The sequence below is a fragment of the Polaromonas sp. YR568 genome (assembly GCF_943372955.1).
Classification (GTDB): Bacteria; Pseudomonadota; Gammaproteobacteria; order Burkholderiales; family Burkholderiaceae_C; genus Polaromonas.
This window is the reverse complement of the sequence record NZ_CALSAL010000001.1, coordinates 295284-316793: the sequence shown is the minus strand read 5'-3', so window position 1 is coordinate 316793 and position 21510 is coordinate 295284. Positions and strand designations below refer to the sequence as shown.

Sequence of the window (21510 nt, the reverse complement as noted above, 5' to 3'; positions counted from 1 at the left end):
CTGGAACTTACTTACCAGCGGCCTTGCGGGCCTTGTCCAGAGGGGACAGATACCAGAAATCCTCAACCTTCAGGGAGTCCACCGGGCCTTGCATCTGGCCGGCCTCAACATAAAACTCGAAGTCGCTCTTGGCCACGTCAGCGCCGCCACCCAAAGGTGAGTAGATGCCTTCCTTGGTGCTGACGGTGTAGAAGTTGGAGACCTTCTCCAGCACTTCCTTCGGCTGGTCCATCATCAGCTTGTACTTCAAGCGCTCCTGCTCAACGATGCCGGGGTTGGCCTGCATCTCGTTCCAGAGCTTGTAGAACTCGCCGACGATGATGTCGACCTTGGCTTCGTTTTTCTTGATCCAGTCCATCTGGCCGAAAATGGTTTCGTCAGAAGCGGGGTTGCTCACGCCAGGCAGGATGGTGAAGCGGCCGGGGGCCTTTTCCATCAGCTGGTTCTTGTTGGCCAAGTCCAGAATGGTGCCGGTGATCTGGCCCTTGATCATGCCAATCGCGCGGTTCTCGGAACCTGGCACGTAGCTGCGATCGCCGAACTTGATGCCTTCGCGCTTGGCGATGATGTTTCCGATGGCTTCAGTGCCGGTGCCGCGCGCATGGAAGGTGAAGGGCTGACCATCCAGGGCTTTCCAGTTCGCGTATTTCTTGTCGACCACCGGGAAGAACACCAGACGGGTACCCTGGAACAGGATGCGCACAGGAGCCTTGCTCTTCTGGATCACCGAGTACGGCGTGCCAACACCCAGATCAGACTGACCGTTCATCACCGCCTGGATGGCGAGTTCTTCCTTGGAAAAGAAGGTGATCTCGTAATCGACACCCTTGGCCTTGGCCCGCTCCAGCGCGATCACCATGGACAGGGTTTCGGTCGAAAGCACGTCGCCGAAGGCAACACGTACTTTTTGCGCATACGAAGTGGCGGCGAGACTGAGCAAAAGCGCTCCTCCCGCCATCTGGATGAACAACTTGTTGACCCTCTGCAATGACTTGAACATGAACTGTCTCCTTGCTTGTAAAAATGAGGTGCACCGTTTCCTCGCAAGCAACAGGCTGTGAAGCCACTGAACCGGCGAGGCAAACCATTAATTAAATTGGTTTAGGCCTATTAATTATTTGGTTGGGCCATTCTAGTGCGCTCAATTTTTGAAATTACTAGGTGTTTTCCCAATGAAAAAGCCTGTATTTCAATCGCAACCAAACACCTGATTGGTTCTAAAATCTACCCGGTGGCTTGCTGGTTGTTCAACCAGAGAGCCGTTGATTGCGATTGATTGGGAGGTAAGGCATTCATGAGGTCCAGTTCCGTAGCAGAACCAGTCGAAACCGATGAGGTTGATGTGTGGGAGGGTTTGCAGGCCGTCATTGCAGACATCGAGTCTGCAGGCGGAGAAAAACGCCTTCCCAACGAACGCGCACTGGCAGAGCGCCTGGGTGTGACCCGCGCCAGACTGCGCAAGACGCTGCAGGTTCTGGAGAACGAAGGCCGCCTGTGGCGCGGCGTGGGCCAAGGCACCTTTGTCGGCCCCAAGCCAGCCAAGCGCCCTGATCCAATGGTGCTCGCATCCAAAACCAATCCGGCACAGGTGATGCGTGCCCGGATGGCGCTGGAGCCTGAACTGGCTGGCCTCGCGGCGGTGAACGCCACAGACGACGAAATTGCCCAGCTCAAGGCACTGAGCTCCCGCTGCAAGGCGGCCGCCAACTGGCGCGAGTACGAGGTGTATGACGCCCTGCTGCACCACGAGATTGCCGTGTCTGCGCACAACACCGTGCTGCTGGCACTGACCGACCTGCTGACCGAGGTGCGTCGCTCAGTCACCTGGGGCCGCCCCCGCCCTGAAGGCGCGCGGCCGCCGGAAACCCATCACAGCTTTGCAGACCACGACCGGGTGATCGACGCGATCACGCACCGCGAGCCGATCAAGGCCGCCAATGCCATGCGGAGCCATTTGCAGACGGTGGAAGACCGGCTGATGGGCCGGATTTGAAGATGTGATGCGGGTTGGGATCTGACACGGTCGCGACCTGAAACCCGCAATAAAAAAGCCCCTCAGGTGCCAGGCATCCGGGGGGCTTTTTTCCAGGGCTACCGCCCCTTCATGCTTGCTCAGTGACGCACAGAGTCCAGTGCAGCGTTGAAGGTCGGGCTTGGACGCATCACCGTCACCACCTTGGCAGCGTCGGGCATGTAGTAGCCACCGATATCCACCGGCTTGCCCTGTACCGCCAGCAGCTCACCCATGATCTTCTGCTCGTTGTCGGTCAAGGCCTTGGCCAGAGGCGCGAAATGCGCCTTCAGCTGTGCATCGTCGTTCTGTGCAGCCAGTTCCTGGGCCCAGTAGAGCGCCAGGTAGAACTGGCTGCCGCGGTTGTCGATCTCGCCTGTCTTCGCCGACGGATTCTTGTTGTGGTCCAGCAGCTTGCCGGTGGCGGTGTCCAGCGTCTTGGCGAGGATCTTGGCCTTGTCGTTGCCGGTCTTGATGCCCATGTCTTCCAGACTCACAGCCAGCGCGAGGAACTCACCCAGCGAATCCCAGCGCAGGTGGTTTTCCTCCACCAGTTGCTTGACGTGCTTGGGGGCCGAGCCGCCGGCGCCGGTTTCGTACATGCCGCCGCCTGCCATCAGGGGCACGATGGACAGCATCTTGGCGCTGGTGCCGAGTTCCATGATGGGGAACAGGTCGGTCAGGTAGTCGCGCAGGATGTTGCCGGTCACCGAGATGGTGTCGAGCCCGCGGACCACGCGCTCGAGCGTGTAGCGCATGGCACGCACCTGCGACATGATCTGGATGTCCAGGCCCTTCGTGTCGTGATCCTTCAGGTAGGCCTCGACCTTCTTGATGACTTCGGCTTCGTGCGGGCGGTACGGGTCCAGCCAGAAAATCGCCGGCATGCCGGAGTTGCGCGCACGCGTGACGGCCAGCTTGACCCAGTCGCGGATCGGCGCATCCTTGACCTGGCACATGCGCCAGATGTCGCCGGCTTCGACATTCTGCGTGAGCAGGACTTCGCCAGTGGCGAGGTCAACAATGCGTGCTTCACCGTCTTCCAGGATTTCAAAGGTCTTGTCGTGCGAGCCGTACTCTTCGGCTTGCTGGGCCATCAGGCCGACGTTGGGAACCGTACCCATGGTGGTCGGGTCGAAGTTGCCGTTGGTCTTGCAGAAGTTGATGATCTCCTGGTAGATGCGGGCAAAGGTGCTCTCAGGGATCAGTGCCTTGGTGTCCTTCGGCTTGCCGTCAGCGCCCCACATCTTGCCGCCCAGACGGATCATGGCCGGCATCGATGCATCAACGATCACATCGTTGGGTGCATGCAGGTTGGTGATGCCTTTGGCCGAATCGACCATGGCCAGCTCGGGGCGGTGCTCATGGCAGGCGTGCAGGTCACGGATGACCTCTTCACGCTTGGTGGTGGGCAGGGCTTCGAGCTTTTCGTACAGGTTGACCAGGCCGTTGTTGACATTCACGCCCAACTCGTCGAACAGCTTGCCATGTTTCTCGAACGCTTCCTTGTAGAAAATGCGCACGGCATGGCCGAACACGATGGGGTGCGAGACCTTCATCATGGTGACCTTCACGTGCAGCGAGAGCATCACGCCCGTCTTGCGCGCGTCTTCCATCTGCTCTTCGTAGAACGCGCACAGCGCCTTCTTGCTCATGAACATGCTGTCGATGATCTCGCCAGCCTGCAGGGACACCTTGGGCTTGAGCACCACCGTCTTGCCGCTCTTGGTGACCAGGTCCATCTTGACGTCGCGGGCCTTGTCGAGGGTCATCGACTTCTCACCGTGGTAGAAGTCGCCATGCTTCATGTGGGCCACGTGGGTGCGGGAGGCCATGCTCCACTCACCCATGCTGTGCGGGCGCTTGCGTGCGTAGTTCTTCACTGCCAGCGGCGCGCGGCGGTCGGAGTTGCCTTCGCGCAGCACCGGGTTGACCGCACTGCCCAGGCAGCGGGAATAGCGGGCGCGGATGGCCTTGTCGGCCTCGGTTTTCGGGTCTTCCGGGAAGTCGGGAATCTTGTAACCCTTGGCCTGCAATTCCTTGATGCAGGTCACCAGCTGGTGCACCGAAGCGCTGATATTGGGCAGCTTGATGATGTTGGTGTCAGGCAGCAGCGTGAGGCGGCCCAGTTCGGACAGGTTGTCGGGCATCTTCTGGGCGTCGGTCAGAAACTCCGGAAACTCGCCCAACACCCGGGCGGCCACGGAAATATTGCTCTCAACCACATTGATGCCGGCAGGGGCAGCAAAGGTGCGCACGATGGGCAGAAACGCGGCAGTGGCCAGCGCGGGGGCCTCGTCAGTCAGCGTGTAGATGATTTTGGATTTGTCAGTGTTCATGGTGGTCCTTTAAGCCTCTTATTTTAAGCCGCTTCAATTCCGGGTCTTTTGCGCGACAGGCAGGGCGCCGGCAGATTGGCAGCGTGACCATCCACGGCCCGGGGCATGCGCCCGGGCACAGGCAAAAAAATGACCCGGGCTCCGGGGTACCGGAGCGTCAGGTCATTGTCAGAGTGGTGCGCGGGGCGGGACTCGAACCCGCACACCATTGCTGGCGTCAGGACCTAAACCTGGTGCGTCTACCAATTTCGCCACCCGCGCAGGTTTTCTTGTTGAAACGGGTGGCCTTGCACGCAAGACCACCCGTGTGAAATGGAGCACCGCATTTTAGCCCGAGCGGGCTGCGGTGCTGGCTCAAGCCGCTGCAGGCGCTGCTTGAGGCGGTTCGCGTTTGACGCGGAACCACGCGGCGTACATGGCTGGCAATGCCAGCAAGGTGAGCGCGGTGGCCACCACCAGCCCGCCCATGATGGCCACGGCCATCGGCCCCCAGAACACGCTGCGGGACAGCGGGATCATGGCCAGCACGGCAGCGGCGGCAGTGAGCACAATCGGGCGCAGGCGCCGCACGGCCGACTCCACAATCGCGTCCCAGGCGGGCACGCCGCGGGCACGGTCCTGTTCGATCTGGTCGATCAGGATGACCGAGTTGCGCTGGATCATGCCCATCAGCGCGATCACACCCAGCAGCGCCACAAAACCAAATGGCCGGCCCAGCAACAGCAAGGCGCCCGCCACACCGGCAATGCCGAGCGGCCCGGTGAGGAACACCAGCAAGGCACGGCTGAAGCTGTGCAGTTGCAGCATCAGCAGCGTGAAGGTGAGGAACAGCATGATGGGAATCCCCGCAGCAATCGACGCCGAGCCTTTGCTGCTTTCCTCTACCGCGCCAGCCACCTCGATGCGGTAACCCGCCAGACCTTTGGCCTGCCAGCCCTCTTCCAGCTGGCGCAATTGCGGCAGCAGTTCCTGCGTGACGGTGGCGCCCTGCAGGCCTTCAACGATATCGCTCTGCACCGTGATGGCGTAGTCGCGGTTCTCGCGCCACATCACGCCGGGTTCCCACGCAAACACTGGCGTGGCGATCTGCGTGAGCGGAATGGACTTGCCCGTCGCTGTGGGCAGGTAGGCGTTGCCAATGTCGGTGATCGCGTTGCGCTCGTCCAGCGGCTGACGCAGCACGATGTCGATGAGTTTGTCACCGTCGCGGAACTGCCCCACCGGCGTGCCTGCGAGGATGGTGCGCGAGGCCTGTGCGATCGACTGGCTGGTCACGCCGAGCGCGCGCGCCTTCGCCTGGTCGACTTCCAGCCGCAGCACTTTCACCGATTCGTTCCAGTTGTCATTCACCCCACGTGTGTTGGGACTGGCCCGCATGGCGGCCTTGACTTCATCAGCCCGCTCGCGCAACACCAGCGGGTCGGGCCCGGCCACGCGGAACTGCACCGGGTAAGGCACCGGTGGGCCATTGGGCAGCAGCTTGATGCGCCCACGCACCTCGGGGAACTCGGTGGCCAGCAAGGCCGGCAACTTCATGCGCAGCGATTCACGCACTTTCAAATCCTTGGGCACCACGATCATCTGGGACACATTGGTCTGGGGGAAGACCTGGTCCAGCGGCAGATAAAAGCGTGGTACCCCGGAGCCGATCCAGGTGCTGACGGTCTGCACGCCCTCCTCCTGCATGAGGCGCGCTTCCACGCGCTTGGCGGTGGCTTCATTGGCAGCAAACGAGGTACCCTCGGGGAACCAGATGTCCATCAGGATTTCAGGGCGGCTGGAATCCGGGAAGAACTGCTGCTGCACCTTGCCCATGCCGACGATGCCCAGCGCAAAAAGAAGCACCGTGGCACCGATGGTGGCCCAGCGGTGTTCGACGCACCAGTTCACCGTCCGGCGGAAGCGGTTGTAGAACGGGCTGTCAAACAGCTCGTGGGGGCTGCTGTCCGCACTGCCGCTGGAGTCGTTGGATGCGTTGAGGTCCTTGGCATGCGGCGGCACCTTGAGCAGCACCGTACCAAGGTAGGGCACAAAGTACACCGACACCAGCCAGCTGAGCACCAGCGCCACCACCGTCACGCCAAAGATCGCAAAGGTGTATTCCCCAGTGGTGGACCGGGCCAGCCCGATCGGCAGGAAGCCGACCGCGGTAATCAGCGTGCCCGTGAGCATGGGCATGGCCGTCAGCTCATAGGCGAAGGTGGCGGCACGAATCTTGTCGTAGCCCTCTTCCATCTTGCGCACCATCATCTCGACCGCAATGATGGCGTCGTCCACCAGCAACCCGAGCGCGATGATGAGCGAGCCCAGCGAAATTTTGTGCAGGCCAATCCCCCAGTACAGCATGGCGAGAAAGGTCAGGCTGAGCACAAGCGGGATCGTGATGCCCACCACCAGCCCCGGCCGCACGTCGATGTAGTAGCGCCTCCAGAGCGGCAACTGCCCCGGCCCGTCATGGGGCCGCTTGTGCAGGCCCAGGCTGACGAAGCTCACCGCCAGCACGATGACCACCGCCTCGATCAACACCCGGACGAACTCATTGACCGACGTCGCCACCGCCTTGGGCTGGTTCTGGATGTTCACCAGCTGAATCCCGGCCGGCAGCTTGCGGGACACGGTGTCCGACAAAGCCACCAGCGATTTGCCCAGCGCAATGATGTCGCCACCCTTGGCCATGGACACACCAATCGCAATCACCTCCTTGCCCTGGTGATGCACCTTGACGGTCGGCGGGTCCGCATAGCCCCGCTTGATCTCTGCGATATCGCCGAGCCGCAACTGGCTGCTTGACGCCGTGGTGCCACTGCCATAGCCGTTGCCGCGTATCGGCATGGCGCGCAGTTGCTCGACCGCCTCGAACTGGCCAGCCACACGCACCTGCACCACATCCAGCGGCGTCTGCACGGCACCGGCCGACTCCACCGCGTTTTGCTGGCTCAGTTGCGACAGCACCTGCGTCAGGTCCAGACCCAGCTGGGCCAGCCGCTTCTGCGAGATTTCGATGAAGACTTTTTCGTCCTGCACGCCGAATAGCTCGACTTTGCTGACATCAGGCACGCGCAGCAGTTGCTGGCGCACGTCGTCGGCCACGGTTTTCACCTCGGCATACGAAAAGCCATCGGCTTCCAGCGCGTATATGACGCCGTACACATCACCGAAGTCATCGTTGAAAAACGGCCCCTGGATACCGCCAGGAAGCGTGCCGCGTATGTCGCCAATCTTCTTGCGCACCGAGTACCAGACGTTGGGTACATCAGCGGGTCGCGACGAGTCCTTGATCTGAAAAATTATCTGCGACTCACCGGGCTTGGAGTAGCTGCGGATCTTGTCGGCGTAGGGCACTTCCTGCAGCGTGCGCTCCAGCTTGTCGGTGACCTGCTCAGCGACCTGCTGCGCGGTGGCGCCGGGCCAGTAGGTGCGGACCACCATGGCGCGGAAGGTGAAAGGCGGGTCTTCGTCCTGACCGAGCTGGAAGTACGCCGCAAAGCCCAGCACCATCAACACCACCAGCAGGTAGCGCGTGAGGGCCGGGTGCTCCAGTGCCCAGCGGGACAGGTTGAAGCGGCTGGACGGTGTGTCGCCGCCCGCCGGGTGGGCGTCGTGAGAGGGTGTGGTGCTCATCGCGGCCTCACTTGGCCGCTGTGGCCGCAGTAGCCGCATTGGGAGAAACCGCGGCCGGCGCTGGTGCAGCGGCAGTCGTCATCGCCGGCTGATACAGCGTGACCTTCTGGCCCGGCGACAGCACATGCACACCGGCGCTCACCACCAGCATGCCCGGTTGCAGGCCAGAGCCCACCACCACATCGTTGCCGTCCGCGGTGGCAACTTCAATCACCTGTGGCTTTACCGTCATGCTGGCCTTGTCGACCACCCATACGGTGGTGGCATTGCCATCGCGCCGCAGGGCGCTGGTCGGCAGCTTGATCACCGGCAGGCCGACGATGCCGCCGCTGTCGGGCAGCACATAGGCGGTGGCACCCAGCGGTGGCGGCTCCTTGCTGTCGACGCTGGCTTTCACGAGGTAGGTGCGAGTCACCGGGTCGCTGCTGGCCGCCACTTCGCGAATCCGGCCCGGCAGCATCGTGCCCTGCGACCACAACTTGATGCGCGCTGCTGCGCCGGGTCGCAGTGCGGTGACCTTGTCCTCAGGCACCGAGAACACCACATCGCGCGGTCCGTCCGCCGCGATGCGGACCACCGGCGCACCGGCGCTCACCACCTGACCGGGCTCTGCCTCGATAGCGGTGACCACACCCGACACATCGGCCACCAGTGAGGTGTAAGCCGCCTGATTACCCTGTACGGCGAACTGCGACTGGGCCTGCTCCAGCTGCGCCTGCGCGGATTTGAGCGTGGTCTCACGCCGCTCCAGTTCGGCACCGCTGATGAAGTTCTGCTCCTTCAACTCCTTGTAGCGCCTGAAATCAGCCGCCGCCAGATCGCGGCTGGTGGTGGCCGCAGCCACCTGGGCCCGCGCCGCATCTGCTGAGAGCTTGTAGTCTTGCGGGTCGAGCTGCGCCAGCACCTGGCCGGCCTTGACGCGCTGCCCCAGCTCAGCCTGCCGTCGCAAGATCTTGCCGCCGACCCGGAAGCCCAGACGCGACTCGACTTGCGCCTTCACCTCTCCGGCGTATTCGTGGGCGGAGCCAAAGGCGTTGGTGCCGACGGTGAGGACCTTGACGGCACGCACCGGCTCCTGAGGGGGAGTATCTGGGGAACAGGCCACCAGCAGAACGCTGGCGCCGACGAGTGAGAAGATGATTTTTTTCATGTCTGGCTCGAATTCATGGGGAGGCCGGACAATGAAAATCGTGATCTCACTGTACGGTGGTCAGGTGACGACTCATCACGTTTTGGGTGTTATCACCCTCCACTAATGACTGACCGGTTAGTAATCTAGGGGAAATGAAAAACCTTGTCAAGCGACAATCAGGCCATGAATTCAGGCCCCGAAACAGCCGCTACAGACAATACAAGTCGCACTACAGGTAGCAATACAGGCGACGGCACCCCGGTCCGACAGGCGCCCCCCAGCACCCCTACCCCGACACCAGCGCCCCCCTCTGCGCCCTCATTGCAGGGCGTGAGCCATTACGAGAATTTCCCGGTCGCCTCGTTTCTGTGCCCCCCTGCCCTGCGGCCACCCATCGCCGCCATTTACTGGTTCGCGCGCACGGCCGATGACATCGCCGACGAAGGCGATGCCTCGCCCGAAAGCCGCCTGGCCGACCTCGCGGCCTTCCATGCCGACCTGATGGCCACAGCCGATGGACGCGCCACCAGCGAACGATGGCCGCAGGTGTTCGAGCCGCTGGGCACAATGCTCAAGCAGTTTGCGCTGCCCGTGCCGCTGCTGGCCGACCTGCTCAGCGCCTTCGAGCAGGACGTGGTCAAGCAGCGCTATGCCAACCAGACCGAGTTGCTGGACTACTGCCGCCGCTCGGCCAACCCGGTGGGCCGCCTGCTGCTCCATCTCTACGGCGTGCAGGACGAGGAGTCGTTGCGACAGAGCGACTGCATTTGTACCGCGCTGCAGCTGATCAATTTCTGGCAGGACATCAGTGTCGACCACCCGCGCGGGCGCATCTACCTGCCCGCCGATGCGTGGGCGTGCCACGGCGTGCAGGAGGCGCAACTGTTGCAGTTGCAAAGCACACCAGAGGCGATTCGCCTGATTGCCGACTGCGTGGGTCAAGCCCGCGCGCTGATGCGGCAAGGCGCCGCATTGCCCAGGCGCGTGCCCGGCCGTGGCGGGTGGGAGCTGAGGCTGGTGGTTCAGGGCGGGCTGCGCATTCTCGACAAGATTGAGGCCATGGGATTCGACACGCTGGCCCGCAGGCCCAAACTCGGCCCCTGGGATGTGGTGGTGATGGGCTGGCGCGCACTCTGGATGTAGCGCCGCATCCCGCACCCGCCAAAAGGCCGGCAGCGCGCGGGTTTTACGCCGGTGGCGCTGCCAGCAGCAGCGCCTTGCCATGCAACAATTAGTGCATGACGCCTGAGCAGTATGTCCAGCAAAAAGCCGCCGCATCAGGCAGCAGTTTCTATTACGCATTCCTCTTCCTGCCCAAGGAACGGCGCGCCGCTATCACCGCCTTCTATGCGTTCTGCCGCGAAATCGACGATGTGGTCGATGAGGTGACCGACCCCGGCGTGGCCCGCACCAAGCTCGCCTGGTGGCACAGCGAGGTGCTCAAGTCTTTTGCCGGCCAGCCCACCCACCCGGTGATGAAAGCGCTGATGCCGCTGGCAGCCACCTACCGTATCGAGCCGCGCCATCTGCAGGCCGTGATTGACGGCTGCCAGATGGACCTGGAGCAAAACCGCTACCTCGACTTCCCGGGCCTGCAGCGCTACTGCCATCTGGTGGCCGGGATGGTGGGCGAGGTGGCGGCCAACATCTTTGGTCAGACGCAGGACGCCACGACCGCTTACGCGCACAAGCTGGGCCTGGCCTTCCAGCTGACCAACATCATCCGCGACGTGGGTGAAGACGCGATGCGCGGCCGCATCTATCTGCCGGTCAACGAATTGCAGCAATTTGACGTGAAGGCCCACGAAATACTCAAGCGCCAGTACTCGGACCGGTTCGTGGCGCTGATGAAATTCCAGACCGACCGGGCGCTGGCGCTGTACGAGGAAGCACTGGCCCTGCTGCCAGATGCCGACCGCCGTGCGCAAAAACCGGGGCTGATGATGGCCAGCATCTACCGCACACTGCTGCGTGAAATTGCCGCCGATGGCTACCAGGTGCTGCACCAGCGCGTGAGCCTGACGCCGCTGCGCAAGTTCTGGCTGGCGTGGAAGACGCAGGCACTGGGCCGGGTGCAATGACGCCTTGCTGCACGGGCACCCATGAGCCGAGGTCGCTGGCGTCATGAGGGTCGCAGTGATCGGCGCCGGCTGGGCCGGGTGTGCTGCAGCCGTCGAAGCCACCCGCCTGGGCCACCAGGTCACCTTGTATGAAACCACACGCGTACCCGGCGGCCGCGCCCGCCGGGTCGCCAGCGCCGTGGCGGGTCAGCCGGTGGCACTCGACAATGGCCAGCACATCCTGATTGGCGCTTACGCCGACACCCTGCAACTGATGGACGATCTCGGGGTTGATGTGTCCGCTGCATTTATGCGCATGCCTTTGACGCTGCAGTTCCCTGATGGCACCGGGTTCACACTGCCCGACTGGCCAGCGCCGCTGGATGCGCTGGCTGGCATCGTGAGCGCCCGTGGCTGGAGCCTTGCGGAAAAGCTGTCACTGCTCAAACTCGCAGCAAGCTGGCGCCTCGGCGGTTTTCAATGCGGACCAGAGGTGTCGGTGGCGGACCTCTGCCGTGGGCTCGCCCCGCGGGTGATGGACATGCTGATCGCGCCGCTGTGTGTGTCAGCACTCAACACGCCAGCAGAGCGCTCCAGCGGGCAGGTTTTTTTGCGGGTCATGCACGACGCGCTGTTCGCCGAAAGTGGCGGCTCCAACCTGCTGCTGCCGCGTCAGGACCTCAGCGCCCTGTTGCCAGAGCCCGCCATCGCGTGGCTGCAGAAGGAAGGGGCTGCCGTGTATCCGGGCACCCGGGTTTTGGCCATCAGCCGGGAAGGTGCCGGCTGGGTGGTGCAGACTGACAACCACAGCAGCGACCACAGCGACAGCCCCGCCGAAACCAGCCAAGCGGTGGATGCGGTGGTGCTGGCCTGCCCGCCGCTGGAAGCAGCGCGACTGGCCTACACCGGCAGTGCCGAGGGTGCAGCCTCCTGGGCAGCGACCGCACGCAGCCTGCATTACGAGGCCTTGACTACCGTGTATGCCCATGGCGACGGCGCGCGCCTCGCGCAACCGATGCTGGCCTTGCGCGACGGGCCGGGTGTGCCTGCGCAGTTTGTGTTTGACCGCGGCCAGTTGGACGGACCGGCTGGTTTGCTGGCTTTCGTGATCAGCGCCAGCACCGGTGACAGTGCTGAACTGACGCAGCAGGTGCTGGCGCAGGCCAGCCAGCAACTGAGGCTGCCATCGCTGACGCCGGTACAGACCATTGTTGAAAAACGCGCCACCTTTGCCTGCACGCCTGGGCTGCAGCGTCCCGCGGCAGAAATTGAACCGGGTTTGCTGGCGTGCGGCGACTATGTGCAGGGCCCCTACCCGGCTACGCTGGAAGGCGCGGTGCGCTCAGGCCTGCAGGCGGCCAGACACTTGCGCTGACAAAACCGCGAGGCGGTGGGCCGCACTCAGCTGCCGAACATGTCGCACAGCTCGGTCAATGTCGACACGGTGTCGTGCGGCATCAGCTCATGCGTCCAGAGGTGGTCGGCACGGTTGACCCACACCGTCTGCATGCCGCAGTTAAGGGCGCCCAGCACATCCAGCGCGGCATCGTCACCCACGTGCAGCACCTGACTGGCCTGCACATCCACCGCACCGGCCGCTGCATGAAAGATGCGCGGGTCGGGTTTGCCGACACCGAACTTCTGGGCACTGATATTGGCCTTGAAGTAGGGTTCGATGCCAATGCGCCGGATGTCCGCATTGCCATTGGACACTGCAACCAGCGGAAACCGGCTGGACAGAAATTGCAGCGATGCCAGTGCGTCGTCGAACAGCGTGACGCGGTTGCGTTCGTCAAAGAACACTTCAAAAGCGGCTTCGGCAAGCAGCGGGTCTTCGCCAGAGCGGTACAGCGCCAGGCGAATGGCCTCGCGGCGGATACCGCTCAGGTTGTATTGCAGGTCGGGGCGGGAACGGACCACGTGCTCGCGTATCTCATGGCGCGCTGCCGCGCTGGCAAAAAGCGCAGCCGTCATCGGCGCAGCGTGACTCAGCCAGTCATTGAGTGCTTTCTCGGCCCTCTCGATGGCCGGCCAGACCGGCCACAGCGTGTCGTCCAGATCGAGGCTGATGGCACGTACGGTTGTCAGGTCAATCATAGGTAGGCGAGAATAACCCATGTCCCTGATGATGCCGTTCACGCCGGAACCCGCCTTTTCCCACGGCGCACCACCCGCCGCCACCTCCACCACCGCGATTCTTCTGTGCAACCTCGGCACGCCCGATGAGCCCACTGCGCCTGCGCTGCGGCGCTACCTCGCCGAGTTCCTGAGCGACCCGCGCGTGGTCGAAATTCCCAAGCCGGTGTGGTGGCTGATCCTGCACGGCATCATCCTGCGGGTGCGGCCCAAGAAGTCAGCCGCCAAGTACGCCAGCATCTGGATGAAGGAAGGCTCACCGCTGAAGGTGTGGACCGAAAAGCAGGCGCTGATGCTGCAGGGTTACCTGGCGGTGCGCGGCCACTCGGTCACGGTGCGCTACGCCATGCGCTACGGCAATCCGTCGATTGCCTCGCAGCTCGACCAGCTCAAAGCCGATGGTGTGACGCGTGTGCTCATCCTGCCCGCCTACCCGCAGTACAGCGCCGCCACTACGGCCAGCGTATTTGATGCGGTCTACACCTGGGCGGCGCAGATCCGGCGCGTGCCAGAGTTCCGATTCATCAACAACTACCACGATGCGCCGGGCTACATCAGCGCGCTGGCCAGCCGTGTGCGTGAGCACTGGCGCCAGAACGGGCAGGCCGATCAGCTGGTGATGAGTTTTCATGGCGTGCCCGAGCGCACGCTGCACATGGGCGACCCCTACCACTGCGAATGCCACAAGACGGCGCGCCTGCTGGCCACCCAGTTGGGCTTGCGCAAGGAGCAGTACGTGGTGACCTTCCAGTCGCGATTCGGCAAGGCCAAATGGCTGGAGCCCTACACCGAACCCACGCTGGTCCGCATGGCGCAGGAAGGCGTCAAGCGCGTCGACGTGATCTGCCCCGGCTTCACCGGCGATTGCCTTGAAACGCTTGAAGAAATCTCGATGGAGGCACGTCAGGCCTTTCTGGAAGCTGGCGGCGAAACCTTTGAGTACATCCCTTGCCTGAACGACAGCCCCGAGTGGATTGCCGCACTGGCCGAGTTCAGCGCCACGCACCTGGGTGGCTGGCCCACAGACGGCGGTGTGCCTGCAGCAGAGCTCGCGGCCTCGCGCGAACGTGCGCTGGCGCTCGGCGCCAGCCAGTGAGCGTTTCAGTAGAGCTGGGCTGGAAACTCAGGCCTTGAGCTTGAGCAGTTGCACCATCAGCTGGATGGTCTTGACCTCGATGTCGATGAAGCCCGACAGGTTGGGCCCTGTGAGCCACGACGGCTCCCAGTTGCTCTCTTTGAGCGTTTTCTTCCAGAAGTCATAGGTCATGGCGACCCGCAATGCCTCGGCCATTTCTGCGCGACGCGCAGGCGGCACCGCCTGGCCCGCAAACACCGCCCGCCAGTTGGTCAGGTCCACATCCACACCCTGCTCACGCAAGGATTTCACGCCGTAGGCCGCCTTGGCCGACGACACGCCCAGCGCGCGAAGCCTGCCACCAGCAATGTCCTGTGCGAACACGCTGTAGCTGGTGATGCCCACCGCCACCTTGCCCATCATCACCGCCTCGACGAGCTCGAAGCTGCGCGCAAACGGCAGGTAGGTGGTGTCGTCCAGCGGCCCACCGGCCGCCTTGGCCAGCAGCCCTGTGAAGACATGGTCCACGCCGCCTGCAGTGCCAATGCCGATCGGCGTTTGCTTGGGCGCGGTGCGCAGACGCTGCACCAGGTCGTTGACGGTCTTGATGGGCGAATTGGCAGCGACAACCACCACCAGGTAGTCGCTGATCAGGCGGGCCACAGGTTGCACCCGGGCCAGCGTTGCCGCCGGCTTTTGTACCGCGATGGAGCCCACCAGCGTGGTGTCGCCCATGAAGAAGGAATTGGGGTCGGCGCTGTGCTTGTCGACGAAGGTCATCAATCCGACGGTGCCGCCCTTGCCGTCCAGGTTGTCGTATTCAATCTCGTCGGTGATGCCCAGCCCGACCATGGCGTCCCCGAGCGCGCGACCGGTCTGGTCCAGACTGCTGCGCGAGACCGCCGGAATCACGATCTTGAGCTTGTTGCCCAGTTTGGGGATTTTCGGCGCCTGCGCAGAGCTGATGCCTGGGATCGCCATGGCCATACCGGCCACCCCCACCCCACCCAGAAAAGTACGTCGCGGAACAGTGTGCATGAGGCTCTCCACGCCAGGGATTGCTGTTCACCGGTCAGGGGCTGGCATGACTCCCTGCCCGATGTAACAAAGTGTATGCACGTTCCATGCCACACGGCAAGCCCTCCGGCAGCGGCCGCAGGCCGCTCTTCTGCGGTGTTCCGCAGTGAAGTCTCAAGCCGGAACGCCGCGCGCCGACCAGCGCCTGGCCAGACGCGGCAGCACCAGCACGCCGACCACAATCACCATCAGCGTGATCGACATCGGACGCTGGAAGAACACCGCCGCACTGCCCTCGCCAATCGACATCGCGTTGCGCAGCTGCGCTTCGGCCAGCGGGCCGAGAATCATGCCGACGACCACCGGCGCGGTCGGGAAGTCAAAGCGGCGCATCACGACGCCGAGCAGACCAATGCCATACAGCAGGAACAGGTCAAACGCGCTCTGGCGCATGCCATAGGCACCGACCGTCGCAAAAATCAGGATGCCGGCATAAAGCTGCGGCTTGGGGATTTTGAGCAGTTTGACCCACAGCCCGACCAGCGGCAGATTGAGCACCAGCAGCATGACGTTGCCGATGTACAGAGAAGCAATCAGCGCCCACACCAGCGCAGCCGAGTTGGTGAACAGTTGGGGACCGGGCTGGATGCCGTAGTTCTGGAACGCCCCCAGCAGGATGGCGGTGGTGTTGGAGGTGGGAATGCCCAGCGTGAGCAGCGGAATCAGCGCGGCCGTCACGGTGGCGTTGTTGGCCGCCTCGGGGCCGGCCACGCCTTCAATCGCACCGCTGGTACCAAACTCGGCTTTGTCCTCGGGTGTCTTGGCCAGTTTCTTTTCGGTCGCGTAGCTCAGGAAGGTCGGGATCTCGGTGCCACCGGCGGGAATGCAGCCGAATGGGGTGCCGATGGCGGTGCCGCGCAACCACGCCGGTATCGACCGCTTCCAGTCGCGCTTGGTCATGTGCACGCGGCTCAAGCGGTTCTGGCCTTCCACCACCCGGCCTTCATAGAGCACGGCATACAGCACCTCGGCCACCGCAAACAAACCCACAGCGACCAGTACGATCTCGATGCCGTCCAGCAACTCCGGCACACCGCCGGTGTAACGGCCCTGGCCGGAAATCTGGTCAAGACCGACGCAACCCGCGGCCAGACCGACCAGCAGCGCCGTCATGCCGCGCAGCGTGCTCTTGCCCAGCACCGCACTGACAGTGGTGAAGGCTAGCAGCATCAGCAGGAAATACTCAGGCGGCCCGAGCTTGACGGCAAACTCTGCCACCCACGGCGCAAACAGCGTGACGATCACCGTGGCGATGGTGCCCGCCACGAAGGAGCCAATCGCGGCTGTGGCCAGTGCAGCGCCAGCCCGCCCGCTCTTGGCCATCCGGTTGCCTTCCATGGCCGTGACCATGCTGGCAGTCTCGCCTGGTGTGTTGAGCAGGATGGAGGTGGTGGAGCCCCCGTACATCGCACCGTAGTAGATGCCGGAGAAAAAAATCATTGACGCGGTCACATCGACCTTGGCCGTGATCGGCAGCAGCATGGCCACAGCCACTGCCGGACCGATGCCAGGCAGCACACCAACCGCCGTGCCAAGTGCACAGCCCACAAGACACCAGATCAGGTTGGCCGGCGTGATGGCGGTTGCAAAACCGGCCATGAGGGCATTGAAGATATCGATATCCATGGTGTACCTCGCTCAGAGCCAGCCAGTGCTGGTGAGCCCTGGCAGGTTGATGGCCAGAAACTGGGTGAACATCCAGAATACGGGGGCCGAGATCAGCAGGCCCGCGATCACATCAGTGACCCATGTCCGCAGACCGCCCGCCGGTTGCCCGGGCGCCAGTGCGGCGCGGCGCAAGCCCTGCACCGCTAGCACATAGCACAGCGTGCAGCTGAAGATGAAGCCGATGCTGGTGATCAGCGCCGCATTCATCAACAAGCCAGCCGACACCCACACCAGACCGGTCCAGTTGGCCTGCGGCGCACCCGACGGCGTCTCCAGCGCGCGAAAGCCGCCGGAGCACGCCTCCCAGATGATCCATGCGCCGCACACCGTGAGCGACACCGAGACCAGCCAGGGCAGAAAGTTGGGGCCGACACCACCATAGCCGGCCACGGAAGAAATGCCGATGGCGCCGAAGCCGAGCGCCAGCCCGGTCAACAACACACCCAGCCCCACCAGGGTTTGGGGCAGCACGGCGCTGCCCCCCGCATCAGAGGCGCCGGGGCCCGGGGAGTCTGTTGTGGTCATGGTGAAGGTCCTGGAGAACAGTGAGTGAAAGCAACATGCCGCCACTGGCCTCAGGGGGCCAGCGGAGGCATGTCGGGACTGCCATGAAGACAGTCGGTACGCCGGGAATCAGGCGAGGAGAAAGCAGCTAATGCCGCGTCAGATCATGCCGGACTTGACCATGGTGGCGCGCAGGCTGGCGAAGTCGTCGTCAACGAACTTCTCGAACGCGGCGCCGGTGAGTACGGCGGCAGTCCAGTTGTTCTTCTCGGACGCCTCCAGCCAGCTCTTGGACTTGACGGCCTTGAGGATCATGTCCGTGAGGGCCTGACGCTGCTGCGCGGTGATGCCAGGGGCGCCGTACACACCGCGCCAGTTGCCGATGACCACGTTCACGCCCTGCTCCTTGAGCGTCGGCACATCCACGCCCTTGAGGCGGGTGTCCGACGTGACGGCCAGCGCCTTCATCTTGCCGGTGGTGATGTATTCGGCGAACTCGCTGTAGCCGCTGCCGCCGACGGTGACGTTGCCACCCAGGATGGCGGCGGTGGCTTCTCCGCCCCCACGGAAGGCCACGTAGTTGATCTTGGAGGGGTCCACACCCACTTCACGGGCGATCATGGCCGCAGCGATGTGCTCGGTGGAGCCACGCGAACCGCCGCCCCACTTCACGCTGCCGGGGTCTTTCTTGAGCTGCTCGATCACTTCCTTCATCGACTTGAAGGGTGAGTTGGCGGGCAGCACAAACACGTTGTACTCGCTGGTGAGGCGGGCAATCGGCGTGGCCTGCGAGAGGCTGACCGGTGGCTTGCCGGTGATCAGTCCACCCAGCATCACGGCGCCCATCACCATCAGTGCGTTGGAGTCGCCTTTGCTGCCATTGACGAACTGGGCCAGACCCAGCGCACCGGCGGCGCCGCCCTTGTTGTCATAGTTCACGGTAGCGGCAGCGCCGGAGTCCATCAGCGCCTTGCCGAGGGCGCGGCCCGTGGTGTCCCAGCCACCGCCCGGGTTGGCGGGAATCATCATCTTCACATTGGCTGCGGCCAGTGCAGGCATGGGCAGTGCGCCCGCAGCGGCCAGAGCGGCCATCGATTTAAGAAAAGTATCGCGACGCATGGATGTCTCCTTGGTATGAAATCAGGACTGGCAGAAAGTGGGCTGATCGTGAGCGGCGTCTGGCGGGCGGCCTTGCCGCAGCCGCAAACACCACTGGCCGTTGCGTATCATGCGCTCCGTTTCTGTCAAACGGCTGTCCGGAGACACTGGGGAAAGTGCTAATGTCCTGCCCATGCCATCCACGTCGTCCAGTGCCCATCCCGCCATGAAGCTGCTGCTGATCGAGGACGATCCGTCCATGCAGACCGCCCTGCAGCGGGCGCTGGGGCGCCGCGGTATCGGGGTGACTGGCTGCACCGATGGCCGCCAGGCGCTGGCGCAGTGGAGCAGCAGCCAGCCCGACGTGGTCGTGCTGGACTTGAGCCTTCCCGGCATGGATGGCCTGCAGGTCCTGACACAGGCCCGCAGCCAGGGACTGGTCACACCGGTGCTGATTCTGACCGCGCGCGGCACGGTCGGCGACCGCATCATGGGGCTCAACAGCGGGGCCGATGACTACCTGCCCAAGCCTTTTGATCTGGACGAACTGGAAGCACGTGTGCGGGCCCTGCACCGGCGACGCGTACCGGCCGCACGCGAAGCGGACCCCGGCGGCCTGCAGGTCGTGGGCGGCCTGAGCCATGACAAGGACAGCGGCGCCATCTACCACCGGGGTGTAGTGCTGGACCTCACGCCGCGCGAGCTGGCCCTGCTGCAGACCCTGCTGGCCAAGCCGGGGCATGCCGTATCGAAAGAGCGGTTGTTCGCCCAGGTGTTTCCCGGCGAGGACAACGTGCAGTACGAGGCGATTGAGGTGGTGGTGTATCGCCTCCGCAAAAAGCTCGCTGGCACCGGCGTCACGCTGGTCACCCTGCGGGGCCTCGGCTACCTGCTGAAAATAGACGCATGAGAGCAACTTCCCTCAGACGCTACCTGCTCACCGGCATTCTGGTGCCGGTCGGCGTGCTGATCATCATCAACACCATCAGCCTGTATCAGCAGGCTCTGGGTGCAGTGAACACCGCCTACGACCGCACGCTGCTGGCATCGGCCAAATCCATCGGCGAAGAGCTGGATGTTGAAGGCTACGACCAGCAGTCCCGCCTCAGGGTGGCCCTGCCCTATGCGGCGCTGGAAGCGTTTGAGGCCGACAACCAGAGCCGGTTTTTCTACCGCGTCTCCAGCCTCAGCGGCGAGGTGGTTTCAGGCTTTTCAGACCTGTCGTTCTGGCGCGGCAGCATACCGGCCAAGCCGCCCTACTCGGCACTGGTGGACTTCTACGACGACACCTACCAGGGCGACGACGTGCGTGTGGCGGTGTTGCTGCAACCGGTGGCGAGCGCCAATGGGCGCGCGATGGCGGTGATCCAGGTGGCCGAAACGCTGGAACTGCGCCAGACCCTGGCACGCAAGATCCTGCTCGACACCCTGTGGCGGCAGGCGATTTTGCTGGCCGTGATTGCGCTGGTGGCCGTGATCGTGGTGCAGCGGGCCACACGGCCAGTGCGCCGGCTCAGTGCCGAACTGCAGGCGCGCCGCGAAGGCGACCTGACACCGATTGCAGCGCCCGATGCGCCGCGCGAATTGCTGCCACTGATGGACGCGACCAACCAGGTCATGGGGCGCCTGCAGCACCTGCTGGAGCACCAGAAGCGCTTTGTGCGCGACGCCGCCCATCAGCTGCGCACACCGCTGGCGGTACTCAAGGTGCAGGTGCAGTCGGCCCTGCGCGGCGACCTCGACGCCACCGCAGCGCTTTCCGAAATCAACCAGACGGTGGACCGCGCGACGGTGCTGGCCAACCAGATGCTGGCGCTCGCCAAAGTCGAGCAACTGCGCCAGCAGCCCGGGGCGCAGCAGAGCGATCTGGCGGCGGTAGTGCGCGCGGTGGCGCTGGACCTTTCACCGCTGCTGGTCGAAAAAGACATCGACTTCGACATCGAGACAACGGCGGCAGACATCAGCGCGCATGAATGGATGCTGGGTGAGTTGAGCCGCAACCTGCTGCACAACGCCATCAAGCACACGCCCGCTGGCGGCACGCTCGCGGTGCGGGTGATCCGCGACTCCCGCTCGGTGGCGCTGACGATCACCGACAGTGGCCCGGGCATTTCCAACGAGCTGGCCGCGCGCCTGTACCAGCCGTTTTCTGCCGGCAATGAGCGGCAAGGCTCGGGGCTGGGCCTAGCGATCTGCCGCGAAATCGTGGAGGCGCTGCAGGGCACGGTCACGCTCGAAAACAATGTGGTGCACGGACAGGTGACGGGGCTGACCGCCACGGTACGGCTGCCACTGGCCGAGGTTTCCTGAGGGCCTGGCGCACAAATCCTTTCCTTGCGTCAAAATCATCGCCAATGGACAAACTTCGTCTGGACAAATGGCTGTGGGCTGCACGCTTTTACAAGACGCGCTCCCTCGCAGTAGAAGAAATTGACCGCGGCCGCGTGCGCGTGAACGACCAGGACGCCAAGCCGTCACGCGAGGTCAAGGTCGGAGACACCGTTGCCCTGCGGCAAGGGCCGGTGGTGCGAACAGTGGTGGTGCGGGGCATCAGCAGCCAGCGCGGCGGCGCGCCGCAAGCCCGCCTGCTTTACGAAGAGACCGCCGAAAGCCTGCAGCGACAGGCGCTTGCTGCCGAGCAGCACCGGCTGGCGAACGATCCGGCAGCCAGCCAGTTGCATGGGCGCCCCACCAAGCGGGATCGTCGCCACCTCGAAAAAACCTGGGATAACAAAACCTGGGATAGCCGCTGGAGCGCCTCGGTCGACTGAAACGCGCCGCGCGTCAAT

The 21510-nt window shown here is 63.6% G+C and carries 17 protein-coding genes and 1 tRNA gene; 8 read left to right on the top strand and 10 right to left on the bottom strand.

Annotated elements, in window-relative coordinates:
- Positions 1 to 7 precede the first annotated feature (7 nt).
- On the bottom strand, positions 8 to 1000 hold the full coding sequence (locus AAG793_RS01475) for an ABC transporter substrate-binding protein (RefSeq protein WP_341903050.1): 993 nt from the start codon (positions 998 to 1000) through the stop codon (positions 8 to 10).
- A gap of 294 nt (positions 1001 to 1294) precedes the next feature.
- Here AAG793_RS01475 and AAG793_RS01470 point away from each other — a divergent pair, with 294 nt between their 5' ends.
- Complete coding sequence (locus AAG793_RS01470) at positions 1295 to 1993, top strand: FCD domain-containing protein (RefSeq protein WP_341903047.1); 699 nt, start codon at positions 1295 to 1297, stop codon at positions 1991 to 1993.
- A 119-nt stretch (positions 1994 to 2112) separates the two neighbouring features.
- Here AAG793_RS01470 and AAG793_RS01465 read toward each other — a convergent pair whose 3' ends face one another.
- The 4 genes from AAG793_RS01465 to AAG793_RS01450 form a co-directional block, all read right to left on the bottom strand.
- Positions 2113 to 4350 carry an NADP-dependent isocitrate dehydrogenase gene (locus AAG793_RS01465; RefSeq protein WP_341903045.1) on the bottom strand — a complete coding sequence of 746 codons (2238 nt, stop codon included), beginning with the start codon at positions 4348 to 4350 and terminating at the stop codon, positions 2113 to 2115.
- Positions 4351 to 4524: 174 nt separating this feature from the next.
- Positions 4525 to 4611, bottom strand: a tRNA-Leu gene (locus AAG793_RS01460).
- A 93-nt stretch (positions 4612 to 4704) separates the two neighbouring features.
- Entirely contained in the window at positions 4705 to 7971 is a 3267-nt protein-coding gene (locus AAG793_RS01455; protein WP_341903042.1) for an efflux RND transporter permease subunit, read from the bottom strand.
- 7 nt (positions 7972 to 7978) lie between these two features.
- Entirely contained in the window at positions 7979 to 9121 is a 1143-nt protein-coding gene (locus AAG793_RS01450) for an efflux RND transporter periplasmic adaptor subunit (RefSeq protein ID WP_341903039.1), read from the bottom strand.
- Positions 9122 to 9433: 312 nt separating this feature from the next.
- Between AAG793_RS01450 and hpnC the strand changes: the two genes are divergently transcribed.
- From hpnC to hpnE, 3 genes are all read left to right on the top strand, one after another.
- The gene (hpnC, locus tag AAG793_RS01445; protein ID WP_341903037.1) at positions 9434 to 10246 is read left to right on the top strand and encodes a squalene synthase HpnC; all 813 of its coding nucleotides are present in this window, start codon (positions 9434 to 9436) and stop codon (positions 10244 to 10246) included.
- Positions 10247 to 10341: 95 nt separating this feature from the next.
- Positions 10342 to 11184, top strand: coding sequence for a presqualene diphosphate synthase HpnD (gene hpnD, locus AAG793_RS01440; RefSeq protein WP_341903035.1), 843 nt, complete (start codon positions 10342 to 10344; stop codon positions 11182 to 11184).
- A 43-nt stretch (positions 11185 to 11227) separates the two neighbouring features.
- The gene (gene hpnE, locus AAG793_RS01435) at positions 11228 to 12538 is read left to right on the top strand and encodes a hydroxysqualene dehydroxylase HpnE (RefSeq protein WP_341903032.1); all 1311 of its coding nucleotides are present in this window, start codon (positions 11228 to 11230) and stop codon (positions 12536 to 12538) included.
- A gap of 26 nt (positions 12539 to 12564) precedes the next feature.
- Here the strand turns inward: hpnE and AAG793_RS01430 are convergent, their stop codons facing one another.
- Entirely contained in the window at positions 12565 to 13260 is a 696-nt protein-coding gene (locus AAG793_RS01430; protein ID WP_341903028.1) for an HAD family hydrolase, read from the bottom strand.
- A gap of 31 nt (positions 13261 to 13291) precedes the next feature.
- On the opposite strand from AAG793_RS01430, the gene hemH reads away from it, so the two are divergent.
- Positions 13292 to 14395 (top strand): ferrochelatase, encoded by a 1104-nt coding sequence (hemH, locus tag AAG793_RS01425; RefSeq protein WP_341905343.1) that lies wholly within the window; start codon positions 13292 to 13294, stop codon positions 14393 to 14395.
- Positions 14396 to 14422: 27 nt separating this feature from the next.
- On the opposite strand, the gene AAG793_RS01420 is transcribed toward hemH, so the two are convergent.
- The 4 genes from AAG793_RS01420 to AAG793_RS01405 all read right to left on the bottom strand — a co-directional run bounded on the left by AAG793_RS01420 (position 14423) and on the right by AAG793_RS01405 (position 18742).
- Entirely contained in the window at positions 14423 to 15412 is a 990-nt protein-coding gene (locus AAG793_RS01420) for a tripartite tricarboxylate transporter substrate-binding protein (protein WP_341903026.1), read from the bottom strand.
- A 153-nt stretch (positions 15413 to 15565) separates the two neighbouring features.
- Positions 15566 to 17071, bottom strand: coding sequence for a tripartite tricarboxylate transporter permease (locus tag AAG793_RS01415; protein ID WP_341905340.1), 1506 nt, complete (start codon positions 17069 to 17071; stop codon positions 15566 to 15568).
- An 18-nt stretch (positions 17072 to 17089) separates the two neighbouring features.
- Positions 17090 to 17644: a tripartite tricarboxylate transporter TctB family protein gene (locus tag AAG793_RS01410; protein ID WP_341903023.1), complete on the bottom strand. Its 555-nt coding sequence runs from the start codon at positions 17642 to 17644 to the stop codon at positions 17090 to 17092.
- Between the two features lie 138 nt (positions 17645 to 17782).
- Positions 17783 to 18742, bottom strand: coding sequence for a tripartite tricarboxylate transporter substrate-binding protein (locus AAG793_RS01405; protein WP_341903020.1), 960 nt, complete (start codon positions 18740 to 18742; stop codon positions 17783 to 17785).
- 172 nt (positions 18743 to 18914) lie between these two features.
- Here AAG793_RS01405 and AAG793_RS01400 point away from each other — a divergent pair, with 172 nt between their 5' ends.
- The 3 genes from AAG793_RS01400 to AAG793_RS01390 are packed head-to-tail and all read left to right on the top strand — an operon-like array spanning position 18915 to position 21492.
- Positions 18915 to 19631, top strand: a complete 717-nt coding sequence (locus AAG793_RS01400; protein WP_341903017.1) for a response regulator transcription factor — start codon at positions 18915 to 18917, stop codon at positions 19629 to 19631.
- Positions 19628 to 21031 (top strand): sensor histidine kinase N-terminal domain-containing protein, encoded by a 1404-nt coding sequence (locus AAG793_RS01395; protein ID WP_341903013.1) that lies wholly within the window; start codon positions 19628 to 19630, stop codon positions 21029 to 21031. The genes AAG793_RS01400 and AAG793_RS01395 overlap by 4 nt, the downstream gene beginning before the upstream one ends.
- Before the next feature lie 44 nt (positions 21032 to 21075).
- Positions 21076 to 21492 carry a S4 domain-containing protein gene (locus tag AAG793_RS01390; RefSeq protein WP_341903011.1) on the top strand — a complete coding sequence of 139 codons (417 nt, stop codon included), beginning with the start codon at positions 21076 to 21078 and terminating at the stop codon, positions 21490 to 21492.
- Positions 21493 to 21510: the final 18 nt, after the last annotated feature.

Excerpts from the sequence above, each read along its gene's own strand:
- AAG793_RS01475 (WP_341903050.1), bottom strand. The coding sequence starts at position 1,000 with ATGTTCAAGTCATTGCAGAGGGTCAACAAGTTGTTCATCCAGATGGCG.
- AAG793_RS01470 (WP_341903047.1), top strand. The coding sequence starts at position 1,295 with ATGAGGTCCAGTTCCGTAGCAGAACCAGTCGAAACCGATGAGGTTGAT.
- AAG793_RS01465 (WP_341903045.1), bottom strand. The coding sequence starts at position 4,350 with ATGAACACTGACAAATCCAAAATCATCTACACGCTGACTGACGAGGCC.
- AAG793_RS01455 (WP_341903042.1), bottom strand. The coding sequence starts at position 7,971 with ATGAGCACCACACCCTCTCACGACGCCCACCCGGCGGGCGGCGACACA.
- AAG793_RS01450 (WP_341903039.1), bottom strand. The coding sequence starts at position 9,121 with ATGAAAAAAATCATCTTCTCACTCGTCGGCGCCAGCGTTCTGCTGGTG.
- hpnD (WP_341903035.1), top strand. The coding sequence starts at position 10,342 with ATGACGCCTGAGCAGTATGTCCAGCAAAAAGCCGCCGCATCAGGCAGC.
- hpnE (WP_341903032.1), top strand. The coding sequence starts at position 11,228 with ATGAGGGTCGCAGTGATCGGCGCCGGCTGGGCCGGGTGTGCTGCAGCC.
- AAG793_RS01430 (WP_341903028.1), bottom strand. The coding sequence starts at position 13,260 with ATGATTGACCTGACAACCGTACGTGCCATCAGCCTCGATCTGGACGAC.
- hemH (WP_341905343.1), top strand. The coding sequence starts at position 13,292 with ATGCCGTTCACGCCGGAACCCGCCTTTTCCCACGGCGCACCACCCGCC.
- AAG793_RS01420 (WP_341903026.1), bottom strand. The coding sequence starts at position 15,412 with ATGCACACTGTTCCGCGACGTACTTTTCTGGGTGGGGTGGGGGTGGCC.
- AAG793_RS01410 (WP_341903023.1), bottom strand. The coding sequence starts at position 17,644 with ATGACCACAACAGACTCCCCGGGCCCCGGCGCCTCTGATGCGGGGGGC.
- AAG793_RS01405 (WP_341903020.1), bottom strand. The coding sequence starts at position 18,742 with ATGCGTCGCGATACTTTTCTTAAATCGATGGCCGCTCTGGCCGCTGCG.
- AAG793_RS01400 (WP_341903017.1), top strand. The coding sequence starts at position 18,915 with ATGCCATCCACGTCGTCCAGTGCCCATCCCGCCATGAAGCTGCTGCTG.
- AAG793_RS01395 (WP_341903013.1), top strand. The coding sequence starts at position 19,628 with ATGAGAGCAACTTCCCTCAGACGCTACCTGCTCACCGGCATTCTGGTG.
- AAG793_RS01390 (WP_341903011.1), top strand. The coding sequence starts at position 21,076 with ATGGACAAACTTCGTCTGGACAAATGGCTGTGGGCTGCACGCTTTTAC.